This is a genomic window from Rhodococcus sp. As11 (genome assembly GCF_048957735.1).
Classification (GTDB): domain Bacteria; phylum Actinomycetota; class Actinomycetes; order Mycobacteriales; family Mycobacteriaceae; genus Rhodococcus; species Rhodococcus gordoniae.
Genome location: NZ_JARDJE010000001.1, coordinates 179,000 through 192,770, shown reverse-complemented (window position 1 = coordinate 192,770; position 13,771 = coordinate 179,000). Strand labels below are relative to the sequence as shown.

At 67.1% G+C, this 13,771-nt stretch carries 13 protein-coding genes and 5 tRNA genes; 10 read left to right on the top strand and 8 right to left on the bottom strand.

The window, feature by feature from the left end; translation table 11 throughout:
* Nucleotides 1–261: 261 nt before the first annotated feature.
* The 4 genes from dusB to PV766_RS01020 form a co-directional block, all read right to left on the bottom strand.
* Nucleotides 262–1,404, bottom strand: a complete 1,143-nt coding sequence (gene dusB / locus PV766_RS01035) for a tRNA dihydrouridine synthase DusB (RefSeq protein ID WP_421096251.1) — start codon at nucleotides 1,402–1,404, stop codon at nucleotides 262–264.
* Between the two features lie 144 nt (nucleotides 1,405–1,548).
* Nucleotides 1,549–2,502, bottom strand: coding sequence for an acyl-ACP desaturase (locus PV766_RS01030; RefSeq protein WP_129977168.1), 954 nt, complete (start codon nucleotides 2,500–2,502; stop codon nucleotides 1,549–1,551).
* A gap of 216 nt (nucleotides 2,503–2,718) precedes the next feature.
* Complete coding sequence (locus PV766_RS01025; protein ID WP_421096250.1) at nucleotides 2,719–3,321, bottom strand: DUF937 domain-containing protein; 603 nt, start codon at nucleotides 3,319–3,321, stop codon at nucleotides 2,719–2,721.
* A gap of 100 nt (nucleotides 3,322–3,421) precedes the next feature.
* Nucleotides 3,422–3,883, bottom strand: a complete 462-nt coding sequence (locus PV766_RS01020; RefSeq protein ID WP_064064004.1) for a hypothetical protein — start codon at nucleotides 3,881–3,883, stop codon at nucleotides 3,422–3,424.
* A 174-nt stretch (nucleotides 3,884–4,057) separates the two neighbouring features.
* Here PV766_RS01020 and PV766_RS01015 point away from each other — a divergent pair, with 174 nt between their 5' ends.
* Entirely contained in the window at nucleotides 4,058–4,693 is a 636-nt protein-coding gene (locus PV766_RS01015; RefSeq protein ID WP_064064003.1) for a hypothetical protein, read from the top strand.
* Between the two features lie 60 nt (nucleotides 4,694–4,753).
* Here PV766_RS01015 and PV766_RS01010 read toward each other — a convergent pair.
* A tRNA-Lys gene (locus PV766_RS01010) sits at nucleotides 4,754–4,826 on the bottom strand.
* A gap of 323 nt (nucleotides 4,827–5,149) precedes the next feature.
* Between PV766_RS01010 and PV766_RS01005 the strand changes: the two genes are divergently transcribed.
* From PV766_RS01005 to PV766_RS00970, 8 genes are all read left to right on the top strand, one after another.
* Nucleotides 5,150–5,800 carry a TetR/AcrR family transcriptional regulator gene (locus tag PV766_RS01005; RefSeq protein WP_016932276.1) on the top strand — a complete coding sequence of 217 codons (651 nt, stop codon included), beginning with the start codon at nucleotides 5,150–5,152 and terminating at the stop codon, nucleotides 5,798–5,800.
* A 109-nt stretch (nucleotides 5,801–5,909) separates the two neighbouring features.
* Nucleotides 5,910–5,982, top strand: a tRNA-Glu gene (locus PV766_RS01000).
* A 54-nt stretch (nucleotides 5,983–6,036) separates the two neighbouring features.
* Nucleotides 6,037–6,110 (top strand) — tRNA-Asp (locus PV766_RS00995).
* Nucleotides 6,111–6,150: 40 nt separating this feature from the next.
* Nucleotides 6,151–6,227, top strand: a tRNA-Phe gene (locus tag PV766_RS00990).
* Nucleotides 6,228–6,314: 87 nt separating this feature from the next.
* Nucleotides 6,315–6,388 (top strand) — tRNA-Asp (locus tag PV766_RS00985).
* 228 nt (nucleotides 6,389–6,616) lie between these two features.
* On the top strand, nucleotides 6,617–7,855 hold the full coding sequence (locus PV766_RS00980) for a glycosyltransferase family 4 protein (protein WP_064064002.1): 1,239 nt from the start codon (nucleotides 6,617–6,619) through the stop codon (nucleotides 7,853–7,855).
* Nucleotides 7,849–8,580 carry a class I SAM-dependent methyltransferase gene (locus tag PV766_RS00975; protein ID WP_064064001.1) on the top strand — a complete coding sequence of 244 codons (732 nt, stop codon included), beginning with the start codon at nucleotides 7,849–7,851 and terminating at the stop codon, nucleotides 8,578–8,580. Before PV766_RS00980 ends, PV766_RS00975 begins: the two co-directional genes overlap by 7 nt.
* Nucleotides 8,567–9,658 carry a prenyltransferase gene (locus PV766_RS00970; RefSeq protein WP_129977167.1) on the top strand — a complete coding sequence of 364 codons (1,092 nt, stop codon included), beginning with the start codon at nucleotides 8,567–8,569 and terminating at the stop codon, nucleotides 9,656–9,658. Before PV766_RS00975 ends, PV766_RS00970 begins: the two co-directional genes overlap by 14 nt.
* A 1-nt stretch (nucleotide 9,659) precedes the next feature.
* Here the strand turns inward: PV766_RS00970 and PV766_RS00965 are convergent, their stop codons facing one another.
* From PV766_RS00965 to PV766_RS00955, 3 genes are all read right to left on the bottom strand, one after another.
* Nucleotides 9,660–10,322 (bottom strand): class I SAM-dependent methyltransferase, encoded by a 663-nt coding sequence (locus PV766_RS00965; RefSeq protein WP_129977166.1) that lies wholly within the window; start codon nucleotides 10,320–10,322, stop codon nucleotides 9,660–9,662.
* A gap of 266 nt (nucleotides 10,323–10,588) precedes the next feature.
* Entirely contained in the window at nucleotides 10,589–12,055 is a 1,467-nt protein-coding gene (locus tag PV766_RS00960; RefSeq protein WP_421096249.1) for an FAD-dependent oxidoreductase, read from the bottom strand.
* Nucleotides 12,056–12,077: 22 nt separating this feature from the next.
* Nucleotides 12,078–12,923, bottom strand: a complete 846-nt coding sequence (locus PV766_RS00955) for an LLM class F420-dependent oxidoreductase (protein WP_421096248.1) — start codon at nucleotides 12,921–12,923, stop codon at nucleotides 12,078–12,080.
* Between the two features lie 159 nt (nucleotides 12,924–13,082).
* Here PV766_RS00955 and PV766_RS00950 point away from each other — a divergent pair, with 159 nt between their 5' ends.
* On the top strand, nucleotides 13,083–13,766 hold the full coding sequence (locus PV766_RS00950; RefSeq protein ID WP_421096247.1) for a TetR family transcriptional regulator: 684 nt from the start codon (nucleotides 13,083–13,085) through the stop codon (nucleotides 13,764–13,766).
* Nucleotides 13,767–13,771: the final 5 nt, after the last annotated feature.

Genomic DNA, 13,771 nt, shown 5'->3' with positions numbered 1-13,771 from the left:
TGCTGTCGGCTATCGGTCGTTCCCAGGGAGCGCGAGGATCCGGAGATCCTGTCTCGTGCTCCTCGTCCACCGATACCTGCTCCTTCTGCGGTCGCGCCGCATCGTCATCCGTCGTCGTCCACCCGATCGCTCAGCGGCGACCGTCGCGAGGACTCCGCAATGATACTGATCGCCGGTTGCATGTGACCGTGACGCGGCTGTGACGCACGACATCCGTGGGTCGATCCGCGAATCCGTCCAGGACAGCCCCCGAGGAAGGACTCATCCTCCCGAGTGCATCATGTCGGCGCCCTCGGGCACGCAGGTGTCCTCCGGGTCGTCGAGCCAGCCGTCGGGGAGCGCGACGCTGCTCGGGGAACCCTGGCGTCCCCGCGGGCCTTCGGCATCGGCGGGGAACGGCACGTCGTGGTCGAGTTTGCCCAGCAGATCGTCGAGTTCGGCGAGCGTCGACACCCGGGCGAGCCCGTTACGGATCTCCGACCCGGCCGGGAATCCGCGCAGATACCAGGCGATGTGCTTGCGCATGTCGCGCAGGCCGCGGTCCTCACCGTGATGGTCGGCGAGCAGTTCGGCGTGTCGGCGCATGATCTGCGTCACCTCACCGAGATTCGGCGGGGTGGGAATCGGGCGACCGCCGAGCGCGGCACTGAGTTCGGCGAACAGCCAGGGGCGCCCGAGGCAGCCGCGACCGACGACCACGCCGTCGCAACCGGTCTGCGCCATCATCTTCTCCGCATCGGAGGCGTCGAAGATGTCGCCGTTGCCGAGCACGGGTACGCCGGTGACGTGTTCCTTCAACCGCGCGATCTCGTCCCAGTCGGCCGCTCCCGAATACCGTTGCGCTGCGGTCCGGGCATGGAGGGCCACGGCTGCTGCTCCCTCGGCGGCCGCGATGCGACCGGCGTCGAGGTGAGTGTGGTGTTCGTCGTCGATCCCGATGCGGAACTTGACCGTGACCGGGACGTTCGTGCCTTCCGTGGCGCGGACGGCAGCCGCGACGATCTGCCCGAACAGTCTGCGCTTGTAGGGGAGGGCGGATCCTCCGCCCTTGCGGGTCACCTTGGGGACCGGGCACCCGAAGTTCATGTCGATGTGGTCGGCGAGGTTCTCGTCGACGATCATCTTCGCCGCGGCGTAGGTCGTGTCGGGGTCGACGGTGTACAGCTGCAGCGACCGCGGTGTCTCGGTGGGACCGAAGGTCGTCATGTGCATGGTGACCGGGTGCCGCTCGACGAGGGCGCGTGCGGTGACCATCTCGCACACGTACAGACCCGACGTGCTGCCGGCCCGTTCGAGTTCGAGTTCGCGGCACAGCGTACGGAATGCGACGTTCGTCACTCCCGCCATGGGCGCCAGCACGACCGGGCTGTTCAGTTCGATCGTGCCGATACGGAGGGAAGACATGGGTACCTCTGGAAACCGTTGTGTGACAAAGAAATAGCGTGCCCGTTCGTGGAGGACCGCGGAAGCGACTGTGCCCGGCTCCGAAATCGGCGCCGGGCACAGGATAACCTCCGTCGCGATCGGGCGTCGGCGCCCGTACGGGACTCAGGCGTTCGCGCCCACCTTCTCGCGCTTCGCGGCCTCCCGGGCGAGGGAGCGGTCGCGCATCTCCTCGAACCGGCCCGCCTGGCGTTCCAGCTCCTCGAGGAAGGTGCCGAGCTTGTCGAGATCGCGCTGTGCCTCGCTGCCGAGATCGCGCTCGAAGATCCTCCACTTGCGGAGTACCGGCATCACGACGTCGTCGAGGTGCTGACGCAGGTCGTAGATGCCGTGCTTGGCCATGAGCACGCCGTTGCGACGGAAATTCGGCATACCGGCGCCCGGCATCTGGAAGTTCTCGAGCACCTCGACGATCGCCGCCAGCGTCTGGGCCGGTGCGACGTCGATCGCCGCGTCGCAGATGTTCCGGTAGAAGATCATGTGCAGGTTCTCGTCGGCGGCGATGCGCTGGAGCATCTTGTCGGCGATCGAGTCGTCGCAGGCATGTCCGGTGTTGCGGTGCGACACACGGGTCGCGAGCTCCTGGAAGGTCACGTAGGCGACCGAGTGGAGCATGCCGGTGGAGTTGGGGGACGCGAAGCCGTTCGTCATGTGCTCCATGCGGGCGTTCTCGAGCGCGACGGGATCGACGCCACGCGTGACGACCAGGTAGTCGCGCATGACGATGCCGTGGCGGTTCTCCTCCGCCGTCCACCGGCCGACCCAGGTGCCCCAGGCACCGTCGCGGGAGAAGCTCTCGGCGATCTCACGGTGGTAGGACGGCAGGTTGTCCTCGGTGAGGAGGTTGGTGATCATGGCGGCCTTGGCGACCTCGCCGAGTTTCGACTGCTCGGGCTCCCAGTCGACACCGCCCATCGCGGCGAAGTTGCGGCCCTCGTCCCACGGGACGTAGTCGTGCGGATGCCAGTCCTTCGCCATCGAGAGGTGCCGGTTGAGGTTGGCTTCGGCTACAGGCTCCAGTTCGCGCAGCAACTCCAGTTGAGTCAGGACTCGCGTCATACTCTTCTACCCCTCACATCGTGTCCGTGTACTCCGCCGGCATACGGAGAAGGGGGCCCGGCCGATCATCCGATCGTCGCCGCTGCATGCGGCCGCACCGTGCAGTGGCCCCCCACATCGCCCGGATCACGGTACAGGTCCGGAACGCTCGAGGACAGTACCGTCCCGCTCGTGCTGCATCACAGAGAAGAGCGGAACGTGTTGTTCCAGAGGCTCTCAGCGCTTGCCGCCGCCGAGAAGTCCACCGAGGAGTCCGCCGAGACCACCACCCGAATTGCCACCGAGCACACTGCCGAGGACGTCGCCGAGACCGCCGCCGGCCGGGGCCGAACCGCCGCCGGCGTTCTTCAGCAGACCTCCGAGGAGATCGGCGAGACCGCCACCCTGCGAGGTGCTCGCGGAGTTCGCTTCCGCGCCACCGCCGATCTGCTCGGCGAGATAGGACAGCACGATGGGAGCGATGATCGGGAGTACCTTGGCGATCAGATCGTTCCCGCCCGCACCGTTCACGGAGCCGAGGGTCGAGATCACCTGCTCCTTGTTGTCGCCGAAGACGTTGGAGACGATCCTGTCGCCGTCCTCGGTGTCGATCCCGTCGACGTCGACGTCACCCTCGGCCAGGCTCGAGTCGGAGTGCTTGCCCAGCGCCGAGAGCAGCGACGCCGCCCCCGTCGCGTTCCGGGCGTTGGCGTCGAGACCGCCGACGAGGGTGGGGAGCGCCGCACGGACGGCTGTCTCCGCCGTCGCTGTGTCGACGCCGAGTCGCTGCGCCACCTGCGCGACCGGGATACGGGACATCAGTTCGTCGAGACTTGCCATCGTTCCTGCCTTGACTTGTGGGTGTCCCGAAGCGGTCACCCGGTGCGGAGAGCGTATCGGGACCGGCCCCGCCGCAGGGGGAGGCTCGGTCCGGGGAAGCTCAATCCAGGGAGGCGCGACTCGTCGAGGAGCGACGCAGTGCGACGAGGCAGCACAGGAGCGCGACGAGCGTGCCGCTGAACAGGAGGACGGTCCCGTTCTGATTGGTCAGCGTCGTGCTGCGGTTGAGTTCGACGTACTCACCGTGGGTCTGGAACAGACGAGTCCAGAACACCACCGCCGTGGCGACGCCGATCAGCGTCCCGGCCCACCCGACCGCCACCGAGTCGAACAGCGCGGCCGCGAGCAGGAGCGCTGCGGCCACCACGAGTGGGACCGCGAGGGACTCGTACAACGGCAGACCCGGGACCGCGACACTCGCGAGGTCGCCGGCGGGGAAGCCGTCGCGCAACGCCACCAGGGGAATCTCGGTGGGACGTATTCCGCCGACCACGGGTAACACCGATCCGATTCCCAGAGCGACAGCGGCCAGGAACAGGCCCAGATCCACGAAACTGCGCATGTCCCTCCCCGGACGGCGAACGTTCGATTACCCCTGCGGCTCACCGTATACAAAGTCGGGCAACCGTACCGGGTGAAATTCGCAGTGCGAAGGGACCTGCGGTGAAAGCGGTGGTCCGTAGGCTGACATGCGTACGGCAGGTACGCACGTACCGATCGGCGAGGAAGGTTCCGGATGACGAACAGCGATGTCGAGACCGTTTCGCGGAAGGGGTTGCCGCCGTGGGCCAGGAAGGTCATCACGGTGGTCGTGGCAGCGATCGTGCTCGTGATCGCTTATTACGCGTCGGCGGCGTTCGTTCCACGCTGGTGGGCGCAGCGGATCGCCGGGCTCGCGGACGGCGGATTCACACGGGGAGTGCTGTGGGGTCTGCTCTTCGGCATCCTCTGCACGGCGATCCCGATCTCGTTGCTCGCGTGGATCTGGCAGGTCCGTAACTGGAGATACCACCGCGGACTGCAGATCACTCTCGGCGTGCTCGCGCTGGTGGTCGCTCTGCCGAACCTCATGACCTTGGCGGTCGTGCTGGGCACCGGCAACGGCGCGCACGCCGGGGAGCGGATCCTCGACGTGGACGCTCCGGGTTTCCGCGGCGCCACGCTGATCGGGGCGATCCTCGGAGCGCTGGCCGCGATGGTGTTCGTCGTCGCGCTCACCCGCTACCGCAAGCGCGGACGCGACCTGAAGCAGGCCCGCACGGATCTCGAACAGCGCCGGATCGAACAGGAGCGACTCGAAGCGCGCCGCGATGCGGGGAAGGAACTCGGACGGAGCGCCGACGACGTCCCGCCCGGATCGCACCGCGTGTAACGGGGAACCATCCCTCGGAACGACGAACGCCGGCGTCGCGTACGACGCCGGCGTTGCCGGTGCCCCCAGTAGGGCTCGAACCTACGACCTGCGGATTAAAAGTCCGTAGCTCTACCAACTGAGCTATAGGGGCATGGGCGCACAGTGTAACCACATTGCTCGTCCCCGTACCGCTCGGGAACCACACTGCATCCTCACTGCGCGGTCGATGATATCGGACATCGCGTGGTGTGGGTGCCGCCTGTGAAGGAACGACAACGGCTCGGGTGCTCACCCCCTGCTCCGCACCCGAGCCGGACAAAGCGTACCACCCGGTGTGTTCTCTGAAAACCCCGATCTCGCCGGTGTGAAGTTCCTCGTTTCACTCGGTCGAACACGACCCGTGGGCGGGATCGCGGGGGCAGACTAGAGTTGTCTCGTGGGGGAACAGAGGAACGTGGAAGGCTGAATTTCCCCATGCCCCGTCAACAGGAGCGTGCTCGTCGTACGCGAGCTGCGATCGTCCGATCGGCAGCCACCGAATTTGCGCGGCGAGGCTTCGCTGCAGCATCGATCAACGCAATCCTCGAGCAGTCGAACGCGACCAAGGGTGCGATGTACTTCCACTTCGCCTCCAAGGAGGATCTGGCCAGGGCCGTCCTCGACGAGGGACTCGAGCGCTACCGCGCGATCGTCGCCGAGTGGATGGACGTACCCGGTCTCGATCCGTTCGAACGACTGCACGGACTCGTCGGCGATCTCGGTGCGGCCCTGCACGACGATGTGGTCATCGCCGCGGAGTTCCGTCTCGTCACCGAACCCGAGTTCGCGGAAGAGGTCAGGTTGCGGGGCAGTGTCGTGTGGGGACGGGCCGGCTACGAACTGGCACGCGAGGCGCAGGAGAAAGGCTTGTTCCGGCCCGATGTCGATCTTCGTCGTTTCGTCGCGGCGATCGCGTCGTCGCTCGCCGGTCAGCGCTATCTCGCCGACCTCACGGCACCGGACACCGACGTCCGTGCGCGCTTCGAGTCCTGTGTGGAGGTGCCGCTCGAGGCGATGGCCTCGGAGGAGTGGCTCGAGCGCTGGCGGGAGAAGGGGTGGCCGAGTAGGTCCGGCAACGACGAATAGGCCGGTTGACCTGCTGATTTGTGAATCAGGAATGCCGTGGCATAAGCTGTCCAAGCTCCCAACGGAACGCCAAACCCGTTGAGGGTGCGGTTCGGAGAAATCCGATCGGGCCCCCTTCGTCTAGCGGCCTAGGACGCCGCCCTTTCAAGGCGGTAGCGCGGGTTCGAATCCCGTAGGGGGTACGCTTCGACCTCGTCGAAGTGTGCAGTATCTTGGTGTGAGAAGTGAATATGTATGGCCCTGTGGCGCAGTTGGTTAGCGCGCCGCCCTGTCACGGCGGAGGTCGCGGGTTCGAGTCCCGTCAGGGTCGCTCCTAGATATACGATCGGCATTCGGTTCGGGTGCCATCCGGCCAGGTAGCTCAGTTGGTACGAGCGTCCGCCTGAAAAGCGGAAGGTCGCCGGTTCGATCCCGGCCCTGGCCACCACGGTTGTCCGGCAAACAACTATCAATTTCACAAGACCCGACCCACCGGATACGGTGGGTCATGCTATGGGAACCGAAGGTTCCTCATGGCCCTGTGGCGCAGTTGGTTAGCGCGCCGCCCTGTCACGGCGGAGGTCGCGGGTTCGAGTCCCGTCAGGGTCGCTCCAGGCGAAACCCCGGTATCACGTCGATACCGGGGTTTCGTCGTATTGTCGGTTCGTCACGGCTGCCCGTCCGGTAGGTCGGTGCTCCCACTCGTGTCGCCGATCCTCACGGCACCATCCCCGGCTCGCTATCGTGAGGGCACAAAACATGTTCTAGTGTGTGCCCTACACAACTAGTGGACATCTGTCCGAGACCTGGCCCTCCGAGCGGAACCCGAGGTGGAATGTGCGCGTAGCTCTGTTGTCGTACCGGAGCAAGCCGCATTGTGGGGGTCAGGGGGTCTACGTTCGCCATCTCGCTCGCGAACTCGTCGCCCAGGGACACACCGTCGAGGTGTTCTCCGGCCAGCCGTACCCCGAACTCGATCCCGGCGTGACGCTCACGAAGGTGCCCAGTCTCGACCTCTACCGCGACGACGACCCGTTCCGCACCCCGAAGCCGGGTGAGTACCGCGACCTGATCGACGTCCTCGAGGTTGCCACCATGTGGACCGCCGGCTTCCCCGAACCGCGTACCTTCGGTCTGCGCGCCGCGCGCCTGCTGCGTGGGCGTCTCGGTGATTTCGACGTCGTGCACGACAACCAGTCGCTCGCCTCCGGTCTGCTGCGCATCGCCGAGGATCTTCCGCTCGTCGCGACGATCCACCATCCGATCACCCGCGACCGCGAACTCGATCTGGCCTCCGCCACCACCTTCCGCCGCAGGTTCACGCTCCGGCGGTGGTACGGATTCCTCCGCATGCAGGAGAAGGTGGCGCGTCGTCTCCCCACCCTGCTCACGGTCTCGGAGAATTCGGCCGACGACATCCGGACGGCCTTCGGGATCGAATCCGAACGTATCCATACGATCCCGCTCGGCGTGAACACGGAGATGTTCGCTCCGAGGCAGGCCGAGCGCGTCGCCGGCCGGATCGTCTGCGTCGCGAGCGCCGATGCCCCGCTCAAGGGGGTTCCGACGCTGCTCGAAGCGGTCGCGAAGTTGCGCACCGAACGCGAGATCGAACTGGTCCTCGTCTCGAAGCTCGCACCGGGTGGTGCGACCGAGAAACTCATCGACGAACTCGCGATCGGCGATGTCGTGCGCACCGTCTCGGGGATCGACGACACCGAGCTCGCCGACCTGCTCGCCTCCGCCGAGATCGCGGCGGTGCCGTCGCTGTACGAGGGATTCTCGCTGCCGGCCGTGGAAGCGATGTCGTGCGGAACGCCGCTCGTCGCGAGTCGGGCCGGCGCCATCCCCGAGGTCGTCGGGGATGCCGGTCTTCTTGTGCCCCCGGGCGACTCCGAGCAGCTTGCAGCAGGGCTCGCGGCCCTGTTCGACGACCCGGCCGAACGCCGGCGTCTCGGCGCGAAGGGCCGCGACCGCGTGCTCGAACGCTACAGCTGGGCGGCCGTGGCGGCGAAGACCGCCGCAGTCTACGAAAGAGCGATTGCCGCGCACCGAGAGGGGAAGAACGGATGCTGACCGTCGACTTCGACCGCCTGGGCGTCGTACCGGGGATACGGGCCCTCGATATCGGCGCAGGTGCAGGGCGTCACTCGTTCGAACTGTATCGACGCGGTGCGGATGTCGTCGCCTTCGATCAGAACGCCGACGACATGAAGGCCGTCGCCGACATGTTCGTCGCGATGGAGCTCGAAGGTGAGGTCCCCGAAGGCGCGCTGGCCCGGGCGGAGGTCGGCGACGCACTCGCATTGCCCTACGACGACGCGACCTTCGATCTCGTGCTGATCTCCGAGGTACTCGAGCACGTCCCGGAGGACGAACGGGCCATCGCCGAACTCGTCCGGGTCCTCAAGCCCGGAGGTGTGGCGGCCGTGACCGTCCCGCGTTGGCTGCCCGAGAAGATCTGCTGGGCACTGTCGGACGCATACCACGAGGTGGAGGGCGGACACGTCCGCATCTACAAGGCCGACGAACTCGCCGCGAAACTCGCCGCCGCCGGCCTCCTGGTCTCGGGAACCGATCACGCCCACGCGCTGCACGCGCCGTACTGGTGGCTCAAGTGCGCCGTCGGAGTCGACAACGACGACAATCCGCTGGCGAAGGCGTATCACCGGTTGCTGGTCTGGGATCTCATGAAGGCGCCGTGGATCACCCGGACGGCCGAGAAGGTCCTCGACCCCGTCATCGGGAAGAGTGTCGTGTTCTACCTCGAGAAGCCGGGAACAGCCGGTGCGGCGCGGTGACTCCGCGCGCGTGACGGTGCCCTCGGTGCCGGGAGTGCTGTCGCCCGAGCAGTGCCTGGCCACCGGTCGCGCCATCGCGCGGATGCAGGAGCCGTCCGGAGCCGTCCCGTGGTTCCCCGGTGGACACACCGATCCGTGGGATCACATCGAATCCGCGATGGCGTTGACCGCCACCGGTTTGCGCGAGGAAGCGGATGCTGCCTTCGAGTGGTCGCGGCGGACGCAGCGAGGCGACGGCTCGTGGCCCATCCAGTTCCGTGGCGACATCGTCGAGAACCACGACACCGACAGTAATTTCACGGCCTACATCGCCGTGGGCGTGTGGCACCACCATCTCGTGACGGGCGATCGCAGGTTCGTCGAGCACATGTGGCCGACGGTGCGCGCCGCACTCGATCTGGTGGTCGACATGCAATTGCCGGGGGGCCAGATCTCGTGGGCACGAGGCGCGGGCGGCATGTTCGACGAGGCCCTGCTCACGAGCTGTTCGAGCATCCACCAGAGTCTGTGGTGCGGGCTGCGGATCGCCGAGCAGGTCGGTGAGGCCCAACCCGAATGGGAGGTCGCGCTGATCCGTCTCGGTCACGCGCTGCGCCGGCACCCCGAGGCGTTCACCCCGAAGCCCGAGTACTCGATGGACTGGTACTACCCGATCCTCGGCGGAGCGGTGCGCGGCACCGAGGCGCACGAACGGATCGCCGAGCGCTGGTCGGATTTCGTCGTCGACGGGCTCGGGATCCGCTGCGTGGACCACCGGCCGTGGGTCACCGGGGCCGAGACCTGCGAACTGGTCCTGGCGCTCGATGCTCTCGGTCACTCCGGTCGTGCGCGCGAATTGTTCGCTGCCATGCAGCATCTGCGCGATCCGGACGGTTCGTACTGGACCGGTCTCGTCTACGCCGACGGCAAGAGATGGCCGGTGGAGGTCAGTTCGTGGACCAGTGCGGCGGTGATCCTCGCCGCCGATGCGCTCTCGCGCACGACGGGAGGAAACGCCGTCTTCCGGGATGCCGCTGCGCCCGCCCATCAGGTGGGAGCCGACCGCTGCACCGAACGCTGTCCGGTGCTCGTCCCGTAACTCAGCTGCCGGGCAGGGAGCCGACCGTTCCGCCGGTGCGTTCGAGGATTCGCAGGGAGGACGTCACGGACTTCTCGACGAATTCGCCGCTCTCCAGCGCGAGGCAGTAGATCTCGTACGGAGGCCGGCCACCGTCCTTCGGGTCGGGGAAGACATCGTGGATGATCAGTGCGCCGCCGATACGCACCCATTTCGCCCACCCGTCGTAGTCCGCACGGGCGGCTTCGCTGCTGTGACCGCCGTCGATGAACACGAACGACGCCGGAGTGCGCCAGAACGACGCCACCACAGGAGAATTTCCGACCACTGCGACGACGTGCGATTCGAGGTCGCCGTCGGCAAGGGTGTGCCGGAGGGCACCGACCGTATCGAGCAGGCCGGTGTGCGGATCGACCAGCGACGGGTCGTGGTACTCCCAGCCCGGCTGGTGCTCCTCCGAACCGTGGTGGTGATCGACGGTGACGATGGTGCCACCGGTCGCCTTCGCCGCGGCTCCGAGATACACGGTCGAGCGACCGCAGTACGTGCCGATCTCGACACCGACGCCGTCACCGAGATACTGCACCGCAGCCTCGTGCAACGCGGTTCCCTCGTCCTGAGGCATGAAACCCGGTGTCGCCTCGGCGAGTTCGATCGCCTCGCGGGGCAGGGTGGTGCGGGACATCGGATGGGTCTCCGTTCTTCTCGCGTGGTGCGGTGTATCCCGGATCACCCTACCCATCGGCCGCGTCGTCCGATGCTCTCGGCCGCGACGGTGGGACCGGAATCGGGAAGCGCCGACCTCGGCGATGGTGATCTCCCGCAGTTCCTCGACGTGCTCGCGCAGCGCGTCGCGCAACGACCGGAGGCGACGGGCCCGGAAACCGTGGTCGCGCGACCGGTCGGTGCCGGCGAAGGTGCCTCCGCTGCCGGGCGCCGGTCTTCCGTCGATCAGGAGCCCTTCGCCGCGGACAGACCGGCGCGCCGCCCGAAGAAGCTTCCGTCGCCCAGCGACGTGCCGCTCGCGTATCCCCACGCGCACACGCCCGATGTGCAGCGGCCGGCGGCGAACAGACCGGGGATCGGATCGCCGGACACGTGCAGTACCTCCGAGTCCACCGAGGTGCGCAGGCCGCCGAGTGTGAAGCCGGCGGTGCAGTTACGGAGATCGAGCGCCGCGATCGGGCTGCCGATCGGTTTGGTCCATTCGCTCTTCTTGCCCAGCACCGGATCGTTGCCGTTCTCGGCGTGCCGGTTGTAGACCTCGACGGTGGCCTGCAGCGTTCCGGCCGGCAGCTCCATGTCGGATTCGAGTTCTGCGACCGTCTCCGCGACCCACTTCGGCCGGAAACGGAAGAATGGCGTCGAACTCGTTGCTGCACAACCCTCTTCGTAAGACTTCTCGTCGATGATCAGGTACGCCCGGTTGTCGTTCTTCAGCAACGTGAGCTGACCGATACGGCCCGGATAGGTGTCCTCGGGAACGTATCGTTGACCCCGGCCGTCGACGAGGATGCCCCGGGCCATCAACTGCGGGTCGCCGAAGAACGCGACCTCGGTGGCGTCCATGTGCGCGAGGTCGGCGCCGAGTGCCTGCGCCATGCGGATCGCGCGGCCGTCGTGCTCCTCGATCGCCGCACCCGGCCGTCCCGTCAGCTGCGGTGCGTAGGAGGCGACCATCTCCTTGTTGTAGGCGAAACTGCCGGTCGCGAGGACGACTCCGCGGCGGGCGCGGATGTGGACGTCCTCGCCGTACTGCTTGGCCGCCAGGCCCACGACGCGTCCGTCGACGTCGACGATCAACCGCTGCACCCGCATGTCGTATTCGGCTCGTACACCGAGGCTTTCGGCGGCCTGCGAGAGCGGCCGCATGAGCATGTACCCACCGCCCTTCTCGCCGGTCCGCTTGTCGGCCATCTGCGGGACGTGGCCGCGCGGGGCGGGCGTCGCGATCTCGTTGAAGGGCGCGGAGTTCTCGCCGCCGGAGTACATCAGCCCGTCGTCACCGGGGATCTCCCAGCCCGGTTCGCCCCAGAAGCTCTCCTTGAACACCACGCCGTTGTCGACGAGCCACTCGTAGTGTTCGACGCTGCCCTTGCAGTACTCGGTGATCTTTGCTTCGTCGGCTCCCGGCCCGAGCGCGGCGAGCATGAATGCCTTCATGTTCTCGGGCGTGTCCTCGAATCCGAGTGCCTTCTGCAGTGGGGTGCCACCGCCGAGGTAGACGATGCCGCCGGACAACGAGGCCGCCCCGCCCCACCCGCCGGTCCGCTCGAGCACGAGCACGTCGGCGCCCGCGCGGGCGGCCTCGATGGATGCCGAGACACCGGCGATGCCGTAACCGGCGACGACGACGTCGGCTTCGTGGTCCCAGGTGGTGACGTTATCGGCGGAGAGGGGGTGGAGGTCGGTGCTCATGGGGATCCGTTCCGGTCGGTGATCAGTGGTCGAGTTTCGAGGCGAGGCGGTCGATGTAGGCGACGACGTCGTCCTGGGAACGGTCGGGCAGGCCGAAGATCACTTCGGTCACTCCGGTGTCCTCCCAGAGCTTCAGCTGCTCGGTATCGTGACGACCTGCCAGAGCGAGGATCTCGGGAACCCCTGCGCGGCCGGCGTCGGCCCAGAGTTTGTGGAGGCGCGCGACGTTGTCGACGACGTTGTCCTCCCTGGGGGTGGTGATCCACCCGTCGGCGTGGCGGACGATCCAGTCGAAGTTGCGGTCGGTGGAACCGGCGCCGAGGAAGATCGGGGGACGTGGCTGCTGTACGGGTTTCGGCCACGCCCAGCTCGGCCCGAACGCGACGAAGTCGCCCTCGTAGGAGGCCTGCTCCTCGGTCCACAGCGCCTGCATCGCTTCGAGATATTCGCGCAGAGCGGTGCGCTTCTTCTTCGGTGGTACACCGTGGTCGGCGAGTTCCTCGGCGTTCCAGCCGAATCCGACACCGAAGTGCACGCGGCCACCGGAGAGATGATCGAGACTCGCAATGGTCTTGGCGAGCGTGATCGGATCGTGCTCGAGGGGCAGCGCGACGGAGGTGCCCAACGTGATCGTCGACGTCACCGCTGCCGCGAGACCGAGCGCCACCCACGGATCGAGGGTGCGCATGTAGCGGTCGTCGGGCAGGGTCTCGTCGCCGGTGCCGGGATGCACGGATTCGCGGCGGACGGGGATGTGGGTGTGCTCCGGGACGGAGAAACTGTCGAAACCGCAGCTCTCGGCGGTGGAGGCGGCGACATCGGGCCGGATTCCCCGGTCGCTCGTGAACAGGGTGATTCCGTGACGCACAGCTGCCCCTCTCCTGACGGTGACGGAGAAAATGTAACGCGTTCTACATTCGGAGGGAAGGGACATCCTCCCGCCTGTCCCGTCGGGACCGATAGCGGTACGAAGAGGCGGGGCACCCCCTGAACTATCCTCGGTACGGGTATGACGGAAGGTGACGAGATGACGGAGCAGTCGACGACGGTGACCGCGGGCGAGGGGTCGGCGCCGGCGCAGACGTCGCGGCCTGCCCTCGGGTCCGCCCGGTCACCCGGAGCGGGCCTGCGCCCGGCCCAGCGGGCACGGTACATGCGGATCATCGCCTCCGCCGAGGGACTCGCCTCGGAAGGCGGCTACGACGCCGTGCAGATGCGAGCGGTCGCCGATCGCTCCGGCGTCGCTCTCGGCACGGTCTACCGCTATTTCCCGTCGAAGAATCACTTGCTCGTCGTCGCGCTCGTGATCGAATTCGAAACCGCCGCAGAAGCTGTGGCCACCGCGGAGATTCCCGGCGACAGTGCCGGTGAGCGCCTCATGGGGGTGCTGCGGTGGGTGATGCCCCGCGTCTCGGAGAATCCGTTGCGCTACGACGCCCTCATCCGGGCGGCGATGTTCGCCGACGCGTCCTCGGCGCCCGAACTCGATCGTCTCGGTGAGGTGCTCACCCTTCTTTTCGCGAAGGCGTCCGGCATCGACATCGTCACGGAAGAGGTGCTCAACGCCGTGCGGATCATCGCCGACGTGTGGATGTCGGCGCTGGTCGCCTGGGTTGCCGGACGGCAATCGGTCGACGACGTGCTCGCGCACATGGACACCGCCGTCACGCTCGTGTTCGACCGGCTCGATCGGCTGCAGCGGGCGGACTGAGGCCC

Excerpts from the sequence above, each read along its gene's own strand:
- dusB (WP_421096251.1), bottom strand. The coding sequence starts at position 1,404 with ATGTCTTCCCTCCGTATCGGCACGATCGAACTGAACAGCCCGGTCGTG.
- PV766_RS01030 (WP_129977168.1), bottom strand. The coding sequence starts at position 2,502 with ATGACGCGAGTCCTGACTCAACTGGAGTTGCTGCGCGAACTGGAGCCT.
- PV766_RS01025 (WP_421096250.1), bottom strand. The coding sequence starts at position 3,321 with ATGGCAAGTCTCGACGAACTGATGTCCCGTATCCCGGTCGCGCAGGTG.
- PV766_RS01020 (WP_064064004.1), bottom strand. The coding sequence starts at position 3,883 with ATGCGCAGTTTCGTGGATCTGGGCCTGTTCCTGGCCGCTGTCGCTCTG.
- PV766_RS01015 (WP_064064003.1), top strand. The coding sequence starts at position 4,058 with ATGACGAACAGCGATGTCGAGACCGTTTCGCGGAAGGGGTTGCCGCCG.
- PV766_RS01005 (WP_016932276.1), top strand. The coding sequence starts at position 5,150 with ATGCCCCGTCAACAGGAGCGTGCTCGTCGTACGCGAGCTGCGATCGTC.
- PV766_RS00975 (WP_064064001.1), top strand. The coding sequence starts at position 7,849 with ATGCTGACCGTCGACTTCGACCGCCTGGGCGTCGTACCGGGGATACGG.
- PV766_RS00965 (WP_129977166.1), bottom strand. The coding sequence starts at position 10,322 with ATGTCCCGCACCACCCTGCCCCGCGAGGCGATCGAACTCGCCGAGGCG.
- PV766_RS00960 (WP_421096249.1), bottom strand. The coding sequence starts at position 12,055 with ATGAGCACCGACCTCCACCCCCTCTCCGCCGATAACGTCACCACCTGG.
- PV766_RS00950 (WP_421096247.1), top strand. The coding sequence starts at position 13,083 with ATGACGGAGCAGTCGACGACGGTGACCGCGGGCGAGGGGTCGGCGCCG.